The organism is Paenibacillus sp. TAF43_2 (genome assembly GCF_052113545.1).
GTDB lineage: Bacteria > Bacillota > Bacilli > Paenibacillales > Paenibacillaceae > Pristimantibacillus.
Genome location: NZ_JBFRDK010000081.1, coordinates 1 through 17334, shown reverse-complemented (window position 1 = coordinate 17334; position 17334 = coordinate 1). Strand labels below are relative to the sequence as shown.

Sequence of the window (17334 nt, the reverse complement as noted above, 5' to 3'; positions counted from 1 at the left end):
AACTATTGTATTACACAAGAGCTGTACGAATTGTCAAAAATATTGTATGGCGTGAGGACGCTTAATTGCGAATCCCTCTGCATATGCCCAGCCTCTTGCTTGTCCAAGCAATGAATCACGTGCTTCTACTCGTTCTATGTAATGATTCGTTAATGGCGTGGCCACTCGGTCGGAGCCTGCTGCCGCATCGAATTGTGAACGGTAAGCAAGCAGCGCGTTTCTTTTGGTTGCTTGAAAATCACTAATATCAACGGTTAACGATACTTGATCCACATCATTTATATAGTAATAAATAAGCTGTGATACCTGTACGGCAGGCAGCTCCGGCATATAGCGGCGCAGCTTGGCGTTAAACACAGCTTCTTCAATTAATCTACTGCAAGCCACATGATCGGGATGACGATCTACCCAGTAAGGGGCAAATACAACCCGCGGCTTAAAATATCGAATTTCTGCCACAATACGTTCAATTTGATCGCGTGAAGGTTCCAAACCCCGATCAGGCAAACCCAAATTAGTACGAGCCTGCAGTCCAAGCACTTTGGATGCCTGATCCGCTTCTTGTTTCCTCAGCTCAACCGTTCCGTTTGAAGACATCTCTGCCATCGTTAAATCACATATGCCAACCTTATAGCCAGCTTGTACATGTTTGGCGATGGTACCGCCCATTCCAATTTCAGCATCATCCGCATGAGCGCCAAAAACGAGAATATCTAGTTCTGTCGTCATTATTCAATACCTGGTTTATATTTATGGACAAGCTCTCGCCATGCAAAATCACCGCGTTCAAGTGCTTTAACCAGCAGTTCAGCTGATGCTACGTTAGTAGCAACAGGTATGCCTTGTACATCGCATAAACGCAGCAAAGCAATAATATCCGGCTCATGAGGTTGTGCCATTAATGGGTCGCGCAAGAATATAATTAAATCCATTTCGTTTTGGGCAACCATCGCACCGATTTGTTGATCGCCGCCGAGCGGGCCTGACATGAACCGATGAATGGACAAGTTCGTTTGTTCCATTATCCGTGTTCCCGTCGTGCCAGTAGAGTATAGCTTATGCGGTACAAATACTTTCTCATAAGCGATTACGAAATTAACGATTTCTTCCTTCTTCCGATCATGTGCAATAAATGCAATATTCAACATGCGGTTCCCCTCTCCTGCTGCCTAATAATCTAATCCATAATATGTTCAAATCCGTAAATTAAACCGCTGTATGTCATTACCTTCTTCACAGCCACGTTTACACCAGGCATATAGCCTGCGCGATCATAGGAATCATGACGAATTTTGAGCGTTTGTCCATGGCCGCCAAACACAACCTCTTGTTGAGCAAATACACCAGGAAGTCTAACGCTATGTATACGGAATCCGTTGTAATAGCCGCCGCGCGCGCCTTCAATGACCTCTTCCTCATTCGGGTTGCCCTGTCGGAACTCTTTACGCACTTGTGAGATCAACTCAGCAGTTTTTATGGAAGTGCCCGAAGGTGCATCCAGCTTTTGATCTCCATGGTATTCAATAATTTCAACATGAGGCAAATATTTTGATGCTTCTGCAGCGAACTTCATCATCAGAATCGCACCGATAGAGAAGTTAGGGGCGATTAAACCGCCGATTCCTTTTTCGAGGCAAAGCTCGTCCAGCTCCACGATCTGTTCAGGCGTAAAACCCGTTGTCCCCATAATAGGACGTACTCCTAATTCAATTGCCGTTTTCGTATGGCCATATGCCATCAGAGGAATGGTGAAATCAACGAGTACATCTGCTTGAGCACCTTGAAGTGCTTCCTCAAGTGTTGCACTAACTATAACTCCAGTATTTGCTTTCCCAGCGAATATACCCGCATCTACAGGACCAGCAGATGGAGCGACGGCCGCTACCAATTGAAGCGACTCGTCCTCCAGCACCATTTTTACAACTTCGCGTCCCATTCTTCCACTTGCACCAGCTACTGCCACGCGTATTTTTTGTGTCGTCAATTTTATCACCTGTTCCTTTTTCTTTTTGCATCCAGTTGAAATCGCAGCAAACGCCTCTTACGATTAACGTCAGCAAATAGCCTTCTCGCTGCCGAATGGCTGGGATCGAGCCTCATTGCTTCCCTTGCATTAATGACCGCTTTATCGTATTGGCTAAGCGATGCATACAAAACGCCAAGCGTATAAAATGCATCAAAGCTTAATGGGTCAAGCAGTGCTGCTCTCTCAAGTAACGGTGCTGCCTCATGGAGCTCAGGCGGTACTTTGGCCAGCAAAAAATTAGCCTCCGCTTGCAAAATTCCGGCTTCTACGGTTTGAAGATGATATCTATACTCCGCAAGCTCGGGCGCCAGCCTAACGGCTGATTCTGCATGCTGCTTCGCTTTTGTCCATTTACCGCTTCGTGCGCAAGATACGGCGCATGTATGATAATAGAATGCATTTTCCGGTTCAACCTCAATGGCTTTCTCAAACCAATATATCGCTTGCTCGAAATCACTATTAAAGATGAATTCATAAGCCTTTTTCATGCAGCTCTCTCCATCCATCCGCCCATCCTCCTTGTACACAGGTTGATGGTACAGCATATGTATGGAGCTTGTTTACTGTTCGGTTATTTTCTTCGTCCACCGATTCGCGTCGCGAGTAGTGAATTTATGCATAACCTTATTATGCGCTTCGGTTAAATCTATATTGAGGGAATTAGCGAAGCAAGAAAGAATAAATAAAATATCACCAAGCTCCATTTCAACGGAATTATCCGCTTCATCGGCTTTTTTAGGTTTTTCGCCGTAGAAATGGTTTACTTCACGAGCAAGCTCGCCCACTTCTTCGGACATTCTAGCCATCAAAGCAAGAGGACTGAAATAACCTTCTTTAAATTGAGAAATATAATCATCAACTTCTCGCTGAATATCTGATAACGTTTTTTCCGACATCTGTACATTTCCTTTCTGTCGATAGCTATACATTCATATGTTAACTTAAAGACGCAAATAAAATCAATGTTTTTAAATTGCTTTCTTTAGATAGCAAAAAAGTCGTCTATTGCATCATTCATCAGCAACTAATTTGCCTGCTAAAAATGAATGTGCGCAATATCGACTTTCATGTCTTTATTCTAATCATTGCTTCAAAAAACAATGCATTTATATATCATTTAGGATTTATCATCTACCCATTAGGAAATAGGCTTGACTCCAAAAGGATTTTCTTTATATTTTCTCCAGCCTGTGTAAGTAAGAATGGCTGAAATAAATGCGCCTAATAAAAGTGTCCAGCGCAAGGGATTCGAAACAGGCACTGCTCCGACAACGGGAACATCCGCTTCTAATTGATTCTGATTAAACATTCGAGTGAGTGTATCCTTTAGTTCCAGCATGGATCGATTAATGCTGGCGACATTATTTTTGTCTTTGCGAGATGCTTCCAGCAGTCGATTCGTATACTGAATTCGCTCCATCAACTCTGTTTCATGCTTGCTCCCGTACATCATACTAACAGCAGGTTTAATACGATCTGCATGTTTTTCCAAGCTTATCATTACAGCTCGTGCTGCTATAGCTCCATCGTCAGTTTGGCGCTTCCAAGCTTTTTCCACACGCGAAATATCATCCAGCATGATTTTCTCATATTGCAGCCACAAGGCATTATTAGGCCTTGCAAGAGCATCAGCAGTTAATTTAATTCGGGCTGCCTCTACAAACCAGCTTGTCCCAAGTGAGCCTTTAACGAGCGTTTTCTCAATTGTATTGGCATCTCGTTCAACAGCTTGCCACCCTTCGGCATTACCAGCTGCATATTTAAGTTCTCCATCAACCAATTGCTGAAGCTGTTGGACATATTGATAAGCTGCTTGTCGATTATTTGTATAAGCCGCTTCATATAATGAGCTTGCAATATTATCCATCCGTTGAACCTGTTTACTTGGATCTGGCGTCAGCAGGGACGCAAAAGCTTGAAGACTAGCTCCGCTGCCCCAGACTAAATTAGCATAACCTATCGTCATGACGATACATACGACGAATGGAATAATAAAACGTATCTTCATGGACATCCCCCCATAATACAACTTATGAAGGGATGTCCATCGTTATACCTTCTTTCTAAAACGCCATACGAGTAATCCAGCTGCCAAGCTAAAGAAGGATAAACCGTAGGTAAATGCGCGAACCGCATCCAAATCATCGTACAATTGATCGGCAAGGTATGGAAATATACCATATGTATAATCTACTGTGTCATTTAGAAGAAGCCATCCTGTAGCTACAATAAGCGAGACAGCTCCTGCTTTCATAAATCTGAAAAAAAGCAATGCCTCAAACGCCATTCCAAGATGTGATGCCATAAGCATATAATGCTGCCAGTTCAGCTCAGACCCCTGCCATGCTCCCGCTACAATCATCGATACAGCCCATATGCCGTATTTGACTGAGCATACAACAGCCAAACCTTCAATGATGTAACGCAAAATTGTAACAAGGCCGTTTGAACGCTTAGGCGGGAACAAAAAATATAGCAAAGCAATCGTAAAAAACAAACTTGCTGTAGGTGAATCGGGTACAAAAACAATTTGCCACACGGGGTGGGTCTCTAGTGTTGCTGCTAATTGTGACTCATACCAGATGTAGCCATAAACCGTTCCAAAAAAATTAACAATAAAAAGCAACCATAGAAATGGTCGGCTTAGTAAAAATTCACGGCTCCAAAAAACAGCGAGCATGATGAATCACTTCTCCTTCGCTTTATCATTAAAAAGGACTTATATTCGAAGAAAAACCTGACCGTGTAATACGATCAGGTTTTTTTCGATGATTTATTCTGTTGCCGCTTTTTGTTTGGACAGCCAAGTCGTCAGCTGATCAATTTCTTCGGCAGATAAAGTATCAGCGAAAGCTGGCATGCCGTTACGACCATTCGTAACTACTTCTACAAGCTGCTCTTTCGACAAAACGTCACCAACGCCAACCAAGCTAGGAACAGATCCTTGGCCTTTTAGGTCAGCTGCATGACAGCTGATACATTTTGCTTGCTCAGCAATTTTCATTGCTGGATCATTTGCATCAACAAGTGATGCTTCTACTGTTGGTTTTGTGTAGTTCGGACGCTCTTGGCCTGCTAGTGCAGCCTCACGCGCCTTCTCTTCACGCTCAATATGTTCCGGTACTTGTCCGTTAATTTCAAGCTGATGCTGGTAGTGATCCCAAGAAATAACTGTCAAGTAAACGCATGCTACAAGTGTTAGCCCCATCAATGAAGATGCAATCGGACGACGGTAGAAGCGGCGTTCCTTGCCAGTGTCGAGGAATGGTGCTAGCAACAATGCGCCAAACATAACTCCGGGAATACCTACTGTTCCGAGCAAGATGTAATCTTGCGAAACATATGGGTATTTCAAAAATTGATACAAGAACAAAAAGTACCAGTCCGGCATCGGTATAAATGCCGCATTCGTTGGATCTGCTGGATAACCTAGTGGTGCTGGCTCAGCAATAACCCATACAAGAAAACCAACCAAAACGACACAGCCGACCATCCATTCCTTAAGCAGGAAGTTTGGAATAAACGCTTCCGATTTACCTGGAAAAGACGTGTAGTCCGGAGGAATGTTCGGATGGTTGTTTTTCTTAACACGCGAGTCGCCTACATAGACAACCTTCTCGTTCGAATTATGACCATGCGCCATAAGTATGCCTCCCTTCGCTTAAAGTGGTCCCGAAATACCTTGTTTCCGAATCATGATAAAGTGCGCTGCCAACATTGCAATCAAAGCGCCAGGTAAGAAGAATACATGGATCGCGAAGAAGCGAGTTAGTGTTTGTGCGCCTACGATATCGCCGCCGTAAAGGAATGAAGCGAGATACGGTCCGATTACCGGTACGGATTCAGCAATTTGGACACCAACTTTTGTTGCGTAGTAAGCTTTGTTATCCCAAGGAAGCAGGTAACCTGTAAATCCTAGGCCTAACATGATGAAGAAGATGAGCATTCCGACAACCCAGTTCATTTCCCTCGGCGCCTTGTAAGAACCGGTAAAAAACACTCGAAGGGTATGTAAGAACATCATAACAATAACTAAGCTTGCCCCAAAGTGGTGCATGCCTCGAACGATTTGTCCGAATGCAACCTTGTGCTGCAGGTAATCAACGCTTGCATATGCGTTGATTATGTCCGGAACATAATACATCGTCAAAAACATACCGGACAAAATTTGAATAACAGTGATAAAAAACGTCAGACCGCCGAAACAATATACGAATGCAGAAAAATGATGCGCCGGGTTAACGTGCTCAGGCACTTCATGGTCAGCCACATCTCTCCACAGAGGCGTAATGTCAAGACGCTCGTCGATCCAGTTGTAAACACTTTTAAACATCTGCCATACGACCTCCTTATTTCATTCTTGTATTCGGCATTACTGGACCCAAGTACACGAAGCCGTCTTCAAGCTTCACTTCATACTCATCCAATGGGTTCGGGGCAACTGTAATGTTTTTCCCGTCTTTCGTGTAGCGCGCATCGTGACAAGGACAATCGTATTCATTTTGACCTTTTGTGTTCCATCCGATCGTACAACCTAAGTGTTTGCATACTGGTGAAAGTGCAAAGATATTGCCATTCGCATCCTTCGAAATCCAAGCTGCAAGCTCTGGGTCACTTACGTACCAACCGTCGATCTGATGAATTTTAAATTTGAATTCTTGCGGTTCGTTCGTAATTTTGCTCTCTTCCACAACTTTTACGTATGTACCCTCGCCCTTTTTCTTAAGGAGTGGATCCACTGCGAAACGAACCATTGGTAATACCGCGCCGCCCATCATAAATGCAGTTGTGCCGCCAAGCGTATATGACAAAAATTGACGCCGGGACATTTCTTTGCGCTGAACCGGTCGATGCGCGGTCTCGTGTTGTTCATGGTTACTCATCTTCTGTTCTAACCCCCTTTGCCAACCATATCTCGCGTCTTGCCGCAGGGCAAAAACACATGACGAACTAGGACATAACTTATAATAGCCTAGGTGCTTGGGAGCGTCAAGAATATGGCTTCATATTTGAACGTTTATCAAATTATCGTTCAATAATTTGTTATCATTTTGTCACATTTGACCTTGTCTGGCATTTGTTTTCCCCGAAATCTAACTATATTATACGACAATTTTATGAAAATCATGTAGCTTGTCCACTCCATAAACTCCGTATCGCATTTGAAACATCAGATTGCTGCGGAAACTCACCATCTTGATTCGGACCAAACCATAAATCCACTTCTGGACACTCGGCAATCAATTGATTGTTTGCAGTTACCGCAATAACATAACGAAACCCGCCGCGCTTCGCCGCAGCACACCACTCATTTAAATGCTCTGAGAGACGCTCGCTGTCGGAGATGTAATGCCATGCAGGATAAGTGACCACCCTCCCTTTAAAAGGGATTTCAATTAAATCCATTATGTCCCTAAGCTGTTCAAGCCATTCTGTTGCCTCATACGGCTTTGCAGCATTCGGCATTCCAGTCACAGGAAGCAGGCAAGTATCCAAATATGGACTTAACTCATCCCATTGCTCTTTTGTTATTTCACTAAATTTCATCGTTTACATTCTCACTCCTTAACATAATTGCAGCCTTATCAACATCACTGCTTCTATGTTAACTCCATTTCCGTTCATTGCCAAACCAAATGTACAGAAAAAAGCCTCCCTGTGTCAAAACGGAACAGATTCGTTCGCATTTAACTGGGAAGCTTCCTCGCTCAATCGTCATTTTAACAAAAAAGACGATACGCGTTATTTTTTTAAAGCATTTAGCTGTTTTGCGAGACGGTAAAACGTATCCTCGTCACCAGCGGCCAATGCTTTGTCAATTGCCGTATAAATTTGGTTGGTTTGAAATTTCAATACCGCTTCGTCAAGCACAAACTCTGCGGCCAAACCTAGCATGGCTTCATACGTTACTTTCATTTTGTCCATAGGATACACCTCCAAACCGGCGTTAAGAGATCCTATATTCTATTCCCTTTGTCACGTAGCTCTCCATCGTTTTTTTCATACGCAGTAAATCGTCCTCTGTTAACTCTCTTACGACTTTGGCGGGTGATCCGATAGATAGAGTATAGGATGGTATTTTTTTGTTCTCTGTAACAATCGAACCGGCTCCTATTAAAGCATATTCACCAATGTCTGCGCCGTTAAGTACGATTGCCCCCATTCCAATTAATGTGCCTCTGCCTATCGTACAGCCGTGTATTATAGCGGCATGGCCGATAGACACCTCATCAGCTAGAATCAAAGGTTGATTCACATTCAAGTGACCGACGACTCCATCTTGAATATTGCAGCTATGACCGATTTGTATAGGTGCAAGATCCCCTCGCAGTACTGCATTAAACCAAACGGTGCTTTTCTCAGCAATCGTTACGTCACCAATTATTTTTGCACCTTCAGCTATGTATACATCTTCATGAATCTTTGGCATTACGCCTTTGTATGGGATCAACATTTTTTTCTTCAGTCCTCTCCAAGCGATCAAATATAACAAGCCATTTCTGTCGTATTCTTATACTGTAGCTTATATTTGATCTTACTCCAAGAGTACGATTCCCAAAATCAATGGACCACTATCGGACCTGATTCCTCAAGGCTCACGCCAGCAACTACAGCTCGTCCTGCCTTGGTCATACGGACTACAGCCCCATAAATCGGATGCTCCCCAAGCCGAAGCAGCCCCAAATGAACCATCATAGCCATAATTCTCTGTTCCAAAATCGTATTTGCATCATCGTAAAAGTAAGGCTTTATGAACGGAACAAGTACCGTTCTGAGCGACTCAACCGTCACCCATTCCACAGCGAGGGTGTTAATCCAATGCACGAGCGACAGTAAATGTGTAATTGGTCCCTTGTATAGCTTCAACCAATATCGATAGATTTGCTCTGCTTCGCTTGAAGGCCTGCTCTTCATGCGCTCTTCACCTAGACCCGTAACTRTCAAAAGCGTCTGATTTTCATTAATATACTTTGCGTGATAACAGTAATCGTATACGAACGAGAAACGATTCGGATATTGGTTAAAATGTCTGCCATATCCAAAACGCCATGCTCCTTTTGCAGGCAGCTCCTCTTGCACGCCAAAACGATCAAGCAGCTGCAGCGTAAATCGCTTGTACATCGACCCATCAGCTGTTAACTGGATTTCATTATGGTACGTGTAATGAAGCAGATGAGTAATATCGTCGTGAATAAGCATTTGCTCATCCCGGTAAATAGGCGGCTCATCCGTATACTGCAGATCAGCGGCAAACCTCTTCGCAAGCGTATCGCGGAAGCGCGTCTTCAAATCGTTTGGAACCTGAAAGAGATATCTGCTTGGGCCGCTGAAGCCATTGAACAACCAACCGTGATGCTTGAATTTAGCTATCATTTCTCGCGGGCTAAGCTGCTTTTCGACTGCTTCTGTCTTTTTTTTGCTGCGTTTTGTTTTTTTCGGCGGGTCTAACTCCGGTTTGATGATCTCTTCTCCAAATCTGCTGTGCTGCACCCGAGCGAGCAAATCCTCTAAACTAAAGGAGTTTCTTGCTTCGAATAGCAAAGAGTTGAGGAATCGTAAATCCTCCATCTTCATGCTGCTTATTTGCGCTTCAAAAACATCATTTCGACTTACGGTAGAGAGAATGGATTGGATCAAATCGTTTTTGGAATGTCCATTGCATTCGCAACGGTAAACATCTGCAATTCTGCTAAGTTGTTGAATATCAGCGTACCCTAGCATATCCGATAAATTCATAGCTCTCTCCTTTCTACAGAAGCCGCCTTATCACTCGGGCGCCCCGCTTCGTAAGGGTATTGTGTAATGAATAAGCGTCAGTTGATATCATTATGGGAAAATATCTATTGTTTTATAACCTAGATTTCAAGGAGTTTATACAAAAAAAGCCGCACCTTTAAAAATAAAGGCGCAGCTCGTATGCGATTCCTATGCTTCATTTAAATGGATCGTGCAATTATACAGCTGGGGATGCCATTTCTCATCTCGCAGCTCCAGGATAGAATAAGACAAGTTGGATAAATATTGATCCTCAAGATCCGAACATATCTCTTCCATAATTTGAGCCAAAAAGCTGCCATGAGAAACGACAAGCAAGTTGCGCTTTGGATACTTCAGCTTCCATTCATTAATTGCGCTCAAGCCTCTTGATCTGACCTCATCATTAGACTCTACACCTTCAGCAATTTCTCGCCAATTCGTTCCCCAGCGTTCGTGACGTTCCTGCTCCCTCGTGCCTTCAACCTCGCCAAAATACCTCTCTCTCAAGCGCGGCTCACTCTCAAGCAAAGGAATATTTAACTTCGAAGCGATAATCTGTGCTGTCGCATGAGCCCGCTGCAGATCACTCGATATAACGGCATCCCATATCTGGTCTTCGCGGCTTAAACGCTCTGCCAATGCTTTGGCTTGTACAATACCTACTTCATTCAACGGAATATCCGTTTGCCCTTGAATCTTTCCTTGTTCATTCCAGTCCGTCTTACCGTGGCGCACTAATCCAATCAACAATCCGTATTCAGCTCCTTTATATAGTAGACATAACAAAAGCTCCCTAGGGAGCTTTATCATACATCAACATTAGCTTCGTGTTCTAGAGAGCCAGTTCAAAATTAGCAGCGTCATAATTAGTCCAAGCAAGGACAATGCAACATAGTATTGCGGGAAGGCCGGCATAACCTTTAGAACGAATGGCTCGCTAATGCTTGCAACCGGAACCTCTGCATAAAATCCTGCTGTAATTAAACCATCACCAGACGCATTTGCTGTGTCCATCAATCCGCTTAGCTCGGCAATTTCAGCTTGCGAAACACCGCCTTGATTATCAAATATGAATACAAAGAATGCACTTGCAAACAAAGCCATGCAGGCTGCAACGATCAGCGCAATATTACGGCGAAACGACTTCGAAAACTGATAGCTTTTGTGCGGAACGGGCATTAACCAAGATTCCTCAGCGTAAATGCGATCCATCACATTTCGATTCACATGCTCCATAGGACCGAGGCTCTCGTCTTCCTCCGATAGGAAACGAATGATATCCTCGCTCTCTTCCCACAGCTCAAACTGCTCCGCACATGTCTTGCACTCAAGCAAATGAGTGTCTATTGCTATCCGCACTTCATCGTGATCAGCTAAATCCCAATATTCGCCGAATTTGTCTTGCGCATCATTGCAATTCATCTCGTATTCATCCCTTCGAATTCCTCCATCAGCGGCGATTTTCCGAAATACGGCTCCAGCTGCGTTTTTACGCTTGCTCTTGCTCGGAATAGCAGTGATTTAACAGAACTGACCGTTTGTCCTAAAATATTAGCAATTTCTTGGTAGTCCAGCTGGTCATATTCCCGAAGAATAAGCGCTGAGCGTTGTTTTTCTGGCAAATTGTTTATCGCTTCTCGCACCATCGCCATACGTTCATTTCTAAGTACATGCTGCTCAGGAACCGCATCAAGCGCTGCGACAGGCTCGAATCCAGATTCATCAAGCGATACATGCGCTGATTTTTGCTTGCGAAGCTCGCTAAGTACTGTATTTCGTGCAATTGTATACAACCACGTCGAAAAAGAAGCATCCAATTCTCGAAACGAATGAAGGCTGCGGTAGGCTTTATAGAACGTCTCAGAACACAAGTCTTCGGCCATAAGCTCGAGCTTTGCACTCTTCAGCATGTGATAAATAAACGCTAATATTTTTCGTTGGTAGCGCCGCATAAGCTCGGAGTACAGCTCGACATTGCCATCCTTTATCTCTCGTATCAATTGGGAATCAGTCATGACAGGCGAACCTCCTCCACCTGCGGATTATTCCCGGACCGCCATATAGCATTGTACCGTCCCGGGAACGAAAAGTTGCGGTGTTTATCATAATTAATTCAAAAAACATGAATATACATATAATTCGTGTTTCGAGGGCAAATTCCTGCCTCTTTCGACAAAAGGATAAAATACAATAATTTTACAAATGCGGATGCGCAAATATACGTTTTGGACTCAAGCTGATCAATAACTATGTATTGGAAATAAAGTTTTATTCTACTCGCCTTAAAGAGTTCTTGCAATATAAATCGCTTTCTTTAAGCTGGGAAAGGTTCACATTCATGATTTTTGACTTCAATGGGGAACATGACTATGCACAATAATTTAAACAACAACTTGGAGGTAATAACCGTTATGAAAAAAACAATTATCGCCGTTTTCTCAGCATGTTTAATCTTTAGTGCAAGCTCTGCTGTGTATGCTGCTGCTCCTGTATCTGAAAAGGAGATGCACATGAAGAAAGCGGAAGAAAAGAAAAAACATCACATGCATGCGAAAAAAATGGAAGAGCAAAAGAAACATAAAATGCATGCTAAAAGCCTTCATGCAAAAAGCATTCATACAAAAAAAGCGCATGAAAAAAGTCTTCACGCAAAAAGCATGAAAGCAAAAAACTTAAGAGCAAAAGAGATTACTAAAATGCCGAAAACCGGCTTCGGCGGCGCCAGCGAACAAGCTGAATAAACAGTAAAAAGTGAGGGGAGCTGCTTTCCCCTCTTTTTCTAACTTTGAAAAAGTTCATATTGCAAATGATAGCTGCAGCTATTTTAGCCGGGTGTACAGCCTGCAGCTACTCAAATGATCAAGATCATGATATTAAGGCTCAATTAACAAAAACAAAATCTGAATATAATGAACCCATTGTAAAAGCAGAAACCTTGACGAGTCCACCGCCTTCAAATCATAATCCAATCATTTCGAAAACAATTTCTAAAGTAAAGTTAGAGGGAATCGTACCCGCTAAACTTTCCATTCCCGCTTTAGAAATCGATGCGATCATAGATCCAGTCAGCATAACAGAAAACGGCCAAATGGATGTTCCATCAAGCACCAAAAGGGTAGGACTATTATCTAATGGCATTCTTCCTGGCATGGTGGGCAATTCAGTTATAGATGGACATGTTGACAGCCATACAGGACCAGCCGTATTTTACAGATTAAAGAACATAAAATTAGGTGACTTGATTTCAATAAGAAGTAAAGAGGACTGCACCATCGATTTTATAGTGGAATCAATTGAGATATTTAAAACATCCGAGGCTCCACTTTCGAAAATTTTTGGTCCTGCGGACGAGTCTCGTTTAAATTTAATTACATGCACTGGAAAATTCAATCGTAAAAATCAAGAATACTTAGAGCGGCTCGTCGTTTTTGCAAAACGACACTCCGATAAAAAAATATGCAAAACTGCAAGCAGCTAAAACCCATGATCTGWTTCAGTTATATAGTGGAGGTCAAAACGACGCCATTACTTGAATCATTGATGGGTTTTTTTCTAGCGTATTCATACTTCTAACCGCATATGTGATTTACTTTTTTATCACATATCCTCTCTTACCTATCTCCTTCTACTAGTCACATGACACAGAAACTATGTCTCTGTAACAAACACACAAACACTTGAATAGATACGAACATATCTTATATTGCAGTCAAATAAGAGGAGGTTTTTAAATAATGGCTCATAATATCGGTATTATCCTCGTTCTTTTCATTCTATTGGTTATTGTCGCTTGCAGCTGCGGTGTTTTCGGCCGTAATGAAAGAAACGATGACAGAGAAGAAAACAACTATGTAAGCAGCAATGAAAACAATAGAGTAAGCGACAGAGGTTACAACGGCGGTTGTGGAGTAGGCTATTAATCCCTCAATTCAGCTTCAGACATGGATAATTTGTATTTACCTGCCAAGCAACCAATAACTATACGGCATCCATGTATAACTTACGTTCAAAACAGCAGCAAGGAGGTGAATTTCTAATGTCAGGATCAGTTGGCGGTGCTCACAATAACATTGGATTTATTCTCGTATTGTTTATATTGTTAGTCATTATTTCTTGCAGCTGCGGTATTTTCGGTGGCAGATACTAGTTATATATTAGTTCCAGCTTAACAAGCTTCCATTAGATTATTTGCTCTATCTTCATTTACTAGTCTAATGACATTGAAACTATGTCTATGTAACAAACACACAATCAAAAAATGAGAGTCAATCATACGTTATATAGTAGTTAAATAAGAGGAGGTTTTAAAATAATGTCTCATAATATCGGTACGATCTTGGTTCTTTTCATCTTATTAGTCATTGTTGCTTGTAGCTGTGGCGTATTGGGCCGCAATGAAAGAAGAAATGAAAATCAAGTTGAAAGTGTCAACGAAAAAAGAAATGACAGAGTGAGCGACAGAGGTTACGGCGGCTGTTGCGGAGGCTACTAATCCTATTTTCACCACTCTACTCGCTCTATGAGATGGATAAACATACTCTATCTACCCATTATCCTGTCTTATAGCTATAGCTTTAACTAACTTGCTCTATAAGATAATACAAGGAGGTGAATGTTTTATGTCAGGATCAGTTGGCGGTGTAAATAATAATATTGGTTTTATTCTTGTACTCTTCATTTTGCTCGTGATTATCTCTTGCAGCTGCGGAATTTTCGGCGGTAACAACTACTAATCATTAGCTATTGGATATGACTTATTCACTTGTCCTACAGACTGCAGAGTATCCTTAACGGTCTTCCCTATACAAAACCTCTAATCCCCTAATATAGGCTAATGATACTGGGCATATGTCACCCCATGACAAATATCCAGTCACTGAGCTTTTGCAATGCATACCTTACAATGTATTCAAGTCGCAAGGAGGTGGATGTTTAATGTCAGGATTCGTTGGTGGTGCTAATAATAGCATTGGTTTTATTCTGGTACTGTTTATTTTGCTCGTGATTATCTCTTGCAGCTGCGGTATTTTCGGTGGAGGTTACTAATATAAAATAAATGAAGGGCTTACTGCTGCTTTCATGCATTAAAAATGCTGAATACACTTAAGCCTCTCCAGAAGACCCATTTATGTGGGTCTTCTTTTTTTTCATTCTGTTTCTAGTCCTTGCTTACATAGTCAAAAAATGTCTACACACGGAGCAAATCGTGCTGGCAGCTGCTGAGAGAAACATTTGTACTGTCGTTATTTGACCAGCTCTCATTTACGGACGTGGTGACGGTTTAGTTGGGGCAACTATTCAAAGAACGAAGCTTACTCAATTCGCCAAATACGTTGGTGATGGACTTAACGCGTGGTCAACCATTGATGTAGATGACTAAGCTAACCTTTATGCATGCTCTTATTCATTTGCATCTCCTGGATCGTTATTTAACGCAGCTTCCTGGGAAGTCATTACGACCAAAGAGCTCATGCTAGCGATTGGCAAAAATACCGGCGTCGATGAAATTGAATCGTGTAGTTATGAAGAAGCTGTTCATGTTTTGGGCCCTGCTGCTTGGGGAGCGAGCATTAACCAAAGAATATCTGGTTTACGTGCTGAACAACAGCTCCAATGGAACTCCTCTGCCAACTCGATTGTCAAAGAAATGGAGAAATGCTCTTACCAAGCTATGGCAAAAATAAAACGATAGTCCGTTACCGGACTATCGTTTGGATGCTGTGCTATCTACATAAGAATGGATCGTCGATCACTTGAATCCAGACATGAGTCACAGCAGCTGAATCCCCATCAACATTTCCTAATTTATTTTTAAATTATTTACTAAATTAATAATGATGTCAAGATGGAAAGCCAAGCTTCATTTTTTATGGATGGATCAAAGTTAATCCCTTCCTTATCCTTCATTTAACGGTTTAAACGTCCTGCCCGCGATGAGTATGTACTGTAATTCATTTGGCTGAATGATCGTGCCTCCACCTGCGTTTAATTGTTTTTTGATGATGGCATCCTTTTTAACAGCTGGTCTTGGCCTATCCTTAATATCCACTGTAGAATCATCTGCATCCATGATGGATGAGTGTTCAAAATATACGATAGTATGCAGATCCTCTTGTCCCTCCGGTATATCTTTCCCTGTACTATTTTTGGCAGTTACGGTTAGATCAATGAGCGATACTTTATTTTTCACAAAGACATTATATGAAATTTCTATTGGCTGGAACGCATTGGGGTCTGCTGTTCTTGCTATCCCTACTCGGTCATCGTCAGAAAGGTACTTCAGTTTTCCTTGCTTTAATAATCGTTCGTCATTCAAAGTGATCACATTATTTTCATTCGTGACTTTAAAAGAGAAGGAATCAAAAAGTATACGAGCTGGAACGAGCAGAAAACCTTTTTCCACTACTGCTTTAGTGTCCATCTCTACATTTTGACCATTAACCTTTGCAGTCTTATTGCCTGCCTGAATTTGAACAATGTTCTCCCCTTCTTTAATTTCGGCTGTTTTCGTTTGGTTATTATAAGAAACTGCAGCACCCAGCAATTCACTTACAGATCTTAATGGTAAAATCAATCGATTCTGTTTATCTACATAAGGTTCCTTTGGATAGGTATATGCCACATAATAATTATTCATTTTCAAAATAACGGGTGTACTTTTTTTTGGAGCAGCATAACTGACAGCTGTTATGGAAAACATCATCACACCCGCAATGGTCAATTTTATTAATTTTCTCATCATTTAACAAACACTCCTTTTTTAGCATTTATCGATAAAACGTATTTCTCTAACCATTTGTTGCACTAAAGCCCGAATTAGGTAATGCTTTTCAAATTTTGAAATGATATATTGAAATCATGAGCTAGGAAAGGATGAATGCCGATGTTATGCATCTATATCGAGAATACTTCAATATTACAAATGTTAATAATCTACCTATAAATCAAAAGGATGGTACTATTTGAAAATTAACAATAGCAATAATATCCCTGTCCGTTTTTTCATAAACGACAAAATTAAGCTTGAAAAAAATGCTTTAGCAGAACTTGATCAGCTCCTCACCGTAAATGAATCTGTAGAAACCCTGAAACAGCACACTAGCGGTTATTTTACGAACGAAAATGCAAAAATTGAAGCGGTAGCGATCACTCCCGATTTCCACAAAGGCAGCGGCATTCCGATTGGTACAACTATCTTCACCAAAGGATTTGTTATCCCTCAAGCTGTAGGCAATGACATTAATTGCGGCATGCGGTTATACACGACATCGCTGAAGGAAGATGATATCCGGTCGAATCTTAAACAAATCGAATCCGATATTCGTCATATTTTCTTTGAAGGCGGACGCCATATTCCAATGACAAGGGTGCAGCGTGAAGCTATTCTCAAAGAAGGATTAATGGGTATTCTCGAGACACAGAAATCGATTAAGTGCAATGGTTTATGGGAATTTTATGATGCGAAGCAGCAAGAGGACGACCTTTTAAAGGTAAATCGATTTGGTTCATTTATTACGGATAAAGTAGATGGACTGGACAGTTATCTAGGC

At 41.9% G+C, this 17334-nt stretch carries 27 protein-coding genes; 9 read left to right on the top strand and 18 right to left on the bottom strand.

Annotation, left to right across the window (positions count from 1 at the left end):
* Window positions 1-33: 33 nt before the first annotated feature.
* The 17 genes from bshB1 to AB4Z17_RS17980 all read right to left on the bottom strand — a co-directional run bounded on the left by bshB1 (window position 34) and on the right by AB4Z17_RS17980 (window position 11799).
* Window positions 34-729 (bottom strand): bacillithiol biosynthesis deacetylase BshB1, encoded by a 696-nt coding sequence (gene bshB1, locus AB4Z17_RS18060; RefSeq protein WP_076265697.1) that lies wholly within the window; start codon window positions 727-729, stop codon window positions 34-36.
* Window positions 729-1148: a methylglyoxal synthase gene (locus AB4Z17_RS18055; RefSeq protein WP_339202866.1), complete on the bottom strand. Its 420-nt coding sequence runs from the start codon at window positions 1146-1148 to the stop codon at window positions 729-731. Before AB4Z17_RS18055 ends, bshB1 begins: the two co-directional genes overlap by 1 nt.
* 29 nt (window positions 1149-1177) lie before the next feature.
* Window positions 1178-1984: a 4-hydroxy-tetrahydrodipicolinate reductase gene (gene dapB / locus AB4Z17_RS18050; protein WP_441961188.1), complete on the bottom strand. Its 807-nt coding sequence runs from the start codon at window positions 1982-1984 to the stop codon at window positions 1178-1180.
* Between the two features lie 5 nt (window positions 1985-1989).
* The gene (locus tag AB4Z17_RS18045; protein ID WP_441907421.1) at window positions 1990-2532 is read right to left on the bottom strand and encodes a tetratricopeptide repeat protein; all 543 of its coding nucleotides are present in this window, start codon (window positions 2530-2532) and stop codon (window positions 1990-1992) included.
* Between the two features lie 54 nt (window positions 2533-2586).
* A complete protein-coding gene (locus AB4Z17_RS18040; RefSeq protein WP_076265695.1) occupies window positions 2587-2922 on the bottom strand; it encodes a nucleotide pyrophosphohydrolase in 336 nt (111 codons plus the stop codon).
* A 242-nt stretch (window positions 2923-3164) separates the two neighbouring features.
* Complete coding sequence (locus AB4Z17_RS18035) at window positions 3165-4034, bottom strand: sporulation protein YpjB (RefSeq protein WP_441961186.1); 870 nt, start codon at window positions 4032-4034, stop codon at window positions 3165-3167.
* A gap of 42 nt (window positions 4035-4076) precedes the next feature.
* Window positions 4077-4709, bottom strand: coding sequence for a DUF1405 domain-containing protein (locus AB4Z17_RS18030; protein ID WP_441907834.1), 633 nt, complete (start codon window positions 4707-4709; stop codon window positions 4077-4079).
* A gap of 90 nt (window positions 4710-4799) precedes the next feature.
* A complete protein-coding gene (locus AB4Z17_RS18025; RefSeq protein ID WP_441907419.1) occupies window positions 4800-5669 on the bottom strand; it encodes a c-type cytochrome in 870 nt (289 codons plus the stop codon).
* A gap of 18 nt (window positions 5670-5687) precedes the next feature.
* Entirely contained in the window at window positions 5688-6359 is a 672-nt protein-coding gene (gene qcrB, locus AB4Z17_RS18020; RefSeq protein ID WP_053376377.1) for a menaquinol-cytochrome c reductase cytochrome b subunit, read from the bottom strand.
* 16 nt (window positions 6360-6375) lie between these two features.
* A complete protein-coding gene (locus tag AB4Z17_RS18015) occupies window positions 6376-6909 on the bottom strand; it encodes a ubiquinol-cytochrome c reductase iron-sulfur subunit (RefSeq protein ID WP_441907418.1) in 534 nt (177 codons plus the stop codon).
* A gap of 241 nt (window positions 6910-7150) precedes the next feature.
* Entirely contained in the window at window positions 7151-7573 is a 423-nt protein-coding gene (locus AB4Z17_RS18010; RefSeq protein ID WP_441907417.1) for a DUF2487 family protein, read from the bottom strand.
* 195 nt (window positions 7574-7768) lie between these two features.
* Complete coding sequence (locus tag AB4Z17_RS18005; protein WP_076265688.1) at window positions 7769-7951, bottom strand: IDEAL domain-containing protein; 183 nt, start codon at window positions 7949-7951, stop codon at window positions 7769-7771.
* A 22-nt stretch (window positions 7952-7973) separates the two neighbouring features.
* Complete coding sequence (locus AB4Z17_RS18000) at window positions 7974-8480, bottom strand: gamma carbonic anhydrase family protein (RefSeq protein WP_339202874.1); 507 nt, start codon at window positions 8478-8480, stop codon at window positions 7974-7976.
* Window positions 8481-8587: 107 nt separating this feature from the next.
* The gene (locus tag AB4Z17_RS17995; protein ID WP_441961185.1) at window positions 8588-9763 is read right to left on the bottom strand and encodes a hypothetical protein; all 1176 of its coding nucleotides are present in this window, start codon (window positions 9761-9763) and stop codon (window positions 8588-8590) included.
* 189 nt (window positions 9764-9952) lie between these two features.
* The gene (locus AB4Z17_RS17990) at window positions 9953-10534 is read right to left on the bottom strand and encodes a histidine phosphatase family protein (RefSeq protein WP_441961183.1); all 582 of its coding nucleotides are present in this window, start codon (window positions 10532-10534) and stop codon (window positions 9953-9955) included.
* A 69-nt stretch (window positions 10535-10603) separates the two neighbouring features.
* Window positions 10604-11206, bottom strand: a complete 603-nt coding sequence (locus AB4Z17_RS17985; RefSeq protein ID WP_441907414.1) for an anti-sigma factor family protein — start codon at window positions 11204-11206, stop codon at window positions 10604-10606.
* Window positions 11203-11799: an RNA polymerase sigma factor gene (locus AB4Z17_RS17980; RefSeq protein ID WP_441907413.1), complete on the bottom strand. Its 597-nt coding sequence runs from the start codon at window positions 11797-11799 to the stop codon at window positions 11203-11205. The genes AB4Z17_RS17985 and AB4Z17_RS17980 overlap by 4 nt, the downstream gene beginning before the upstream one ends.
* Before the next feature lie 396 nt (window positions 11800-12195).
* On the opposite strand from AB4Z17_RS17980, the gene AB4Z17_RS17975 reads away from it, so the two are divergent.
* The 8 genes from AB4Z17_RS17975 (at window position 12196) to AB4Z17_RS17940 (ending at window position 15476) form a co-directional block, all read left to right on the top strand.
* Window positions 12196-12525: a hypothetical protein gene (locus tag AB4Z17_RS17975; protein ID WP_441961182.1), complete on the top strand. Its 330-nt coding sequence runs from the start codon at window positions 12196-12198 to the stop codon at window positions 12523-12525.
* Between the two features lie 44 nt (window positions 12526-12569).
* Window positions 12570-13262 (top strand): class F sortase, encoded by a 693-nt coding sequence (locus AB4Z17_RS17970; protein ID WP_441961180.1) that lies wholly within the window; start codon window positions 12570-12572, stop codon window positions 13260-13262.
* A gap of 256 nt (window positions 13263-13518) precedes the next feature.
* Window positions 13519-13704 (top strand): hypothetical protein, encoded by a 186-nt coding sequence (locus AB4Z17_RS17965; protein WP_441907410.1) that lies wholly within the window; start codon window positions 13519-13521, stop codon window positions 13702-13704.
* 116 nt (window positions 13705-13820) lie between these two features.
* A complete protein-coding gene (locus AB4Z17_RS17960; RefSeq protein WP_441875265.1) occupies window positions 13821-13931 on the top strand; it encodes a YjcZ family sporulation protein in 111 nt (36 codons plus the stop codon).
* A 165-nt stretch (window positions 13932-14096) separates the two neighbouring features.
* Window positions 14097-14276, top strand: a complete 180-nt coding sequence (locus AB4Z17_RS17955) for a hypothetical protein (protein WP_430058644.1) — start codon at window positions 14097-14099, stop codon at window positions 14274-14276.
* A gap of 127 nt (window positions 14277-14403) precedes the next feature.
* Window positions 14404-14517 (top strand): sporulation protein YjcZ, encoded by a 114-nt coding sequence (locus tag AB4Z17_RS17950; RefSeq protein WP_083681477.1) that lies wholly within the window; start codon window positions 14404-14406, stop codon window positions 14515-14517.
* 202 nt (window positions 14518-14719) lie between these two features.
* Window positions 14720-14830 (top strand): sporulation protein YjcZ, encoded by a 111-nt coding sequence (locus tag AB4Z17_RS17945; protein ID WP_082360686.1) that lies wholly within the window; start codon window positions 14720-14722, stop codon window positions 14828-14830.
* A gap of 424 nt (window positions 14831-15254) precedes the next feature.
* On the top strand, window positions 15255-15476 hold the full coding sequence (locus AB4Z17_RS17940) for a hypothetical protein (protein ID WP_441907409.1): 222 nt from the start codon (window positions 15255-15257) through the stop codon (window positions 15474-15476).
* 204 nt (window positions 15477-15680) lie between these two features.
* Here AB4Z17_RS17940 and AB4Z17_RS17935 read toward each other — a convergent pair whose 3' ends face one another.
* Window positions 15681-16526, bottom strand: coding sequence for a copper amine oxidase N-terminal domain-containing protein (locus AB4Z17_RS17935; protein WP_441961178.1), 846 nt, complete (start codon window positions 16524-16526; stop codon window positions 15681-15683).
* 220 nt (window positions 16527-16746) lie between these two features.
* On the opposite strand from AB4Z17_RS17935, the gene AB4Z17_RS17930 reads away from it, so the two are divergent.
* Window positions 16747-17334 (top strand): RtcB family protein (locus AB4Z17_RS17930; RefSeq protein ID WP_441961176.1); only part of this gene is annotated, 588 nt, incomplete at its 3' end.

Excerpts from the sequence above, each read along its gene's own strand:
- AB4Z17_RS17965 (WP_441907410.1), top strand. The coding sequence starts at position 13,519 with ATGGCTCATAATATCGGTATTATCCTCGTTCTTTTCATTCTATTGGTT.
- AB4Z17_RS18015 (WP_441907418.1), bottom strand. The coding sequence starts at position 6,909 with ATGAGTAACCATGAACAACACGAGACCGCGCATCGACCGGTTCAGCGC.
- bshB1 (WP_076265697.1), bottom strand. The coding sequence starts at position 729 with ATGACGACAGAACTAGATATTCTCGTTTTTGGCGCTCATGCGGATGAT.
- AB4Z17_RS17935 (WP_441961178.1), bottom strand. The coding sequence starts at position 16,526 with ATGATGAGAAAATTAATAAAATTGACCATTGCGGGTGTGATGATGTTT.
- AB4Z17_RS18045 (WP_441907421.1), bottom strand. The coding sequence starts at position 2,532 with ATGGATGGAGAGAGCTGCATGAAAAAGGCTTATGAATTCATCTTTAAT.
- AB4Z17_RS17945 (WP_082360686.1), top strand. The coding sequence starts at position 14,720 with ATGTCAGGATTCGTTGGTGGTGCTAATAATAGCATTGGTTTTATTCTG.
- AB4Z17_RS17950 (WP_083681477.1), top strand. The coding sequence starts at position 14,404 with ATGTCAGGATCAGTTGGCGGTGTAAATAATAATATTGGTTTTATTCTT.
- AB4Z17_RS18055 (WP_339202866.1), bottom strand. The coding sequence starts at position 1,148 with ATGTTGAATATTGCATTTATTGCACATGATCGGAAGAAGGAAGAAATC.
- AB4Z17_RS18035 (WP_441961186.1), bottom strand. The coding sequence starts at position 4,034 with ATGAAGATACGTTTTATTATTCCATTCGTCGTATGTATCGTCATGACG.
- AB4Z17_RS17985 (WP_441907414.1), bottom strand. The coding sequence starts at position 11,206 with ATGAATTGCAATGATGCGCAAGACAAATTCGGCGAATATTGGGATTTA.
- AB4Z17_RS17940 (WP_441907409.1), top strand. The coding sequence starts at position 15,255 with ATGCTAGCGATTGGCAAAAATACCGGCGTCGATGAAATTGAATCGTGT.
- qcrB (WP_053376377.1), bottom strand. The coding sequence starts at position 6,359 with ATGTTTAAAAGTGTTTACAACTGGATCGACGAGCGTCTTGACATTACG.
- AB4Z17_RS17960 (WP_441875265.1), top strand. The coding sequence starts at position 13,821 with ATGTCAGGATCAGTTGGCGGTGCTCACAATAACATTGGATTTATTCTC.
- AB4Z17_RS18040 (WP_076265695.1), bottom strand. The coding sequence starts at position 2,922 with ATGTCGGAAAAAACGTTATCAGATATTCAGCGAGAAGTTGATGATTAT.
- AB4Z17_RS17955 (WP_430058644.1), top strand. The coding sequence starts at position 14,097 with ATGTCTCATAATATCGGTACGATCTTGGTTCTTTTCATCTTATTAGTC.
- AB4Z17_RS18005 (WP_076265688.1), bottom strand. The coding sequence starts at position 7,951 with ATGGACAAAATGAAAGTAACGTATGAAGCCATGCTAGGTTTGGCCGCA.
- AB4Z17_RS17980 (WP_441907413.1), bottom strand. The coding sequence starts at position 11,799 with ATGACTGATTCCCAATTGATACGAGAGATAAAGGATGGCAATGTCGAG.
- AB4Z17_RS18025 (WP_441907419.1), bottom strand. The coding sequence starts at position 5,669 with ATGGCGCATGGTCATAATTCGAACGAGAAGGTTGTCTATGTAGGCGAC.
- AB4Z17_RS18010 (WP_441907417.1), bottom strand. The coding sequence starts at position 7,573 with ATGAAATTTAGTGAAATAACAAAAGAGCAATGGGATGAGTTAAGTCCA.
- AB4Z17_RS17975 (WP_441961182.1), top strand. The coding sequence starts at position 12,196 with ATGAAAAAAACAATTATCGCCGTTTTCTCAGCATGTTTAATCTTTAGT.
- AB4Z17_RS18000 (WP_339202874.1), bottom strand. The coding sequence starts at position 8,480 with ATGTTGATCCCATACAAAGGCGTAATGCCAAAGATTCATGAAGATGTA.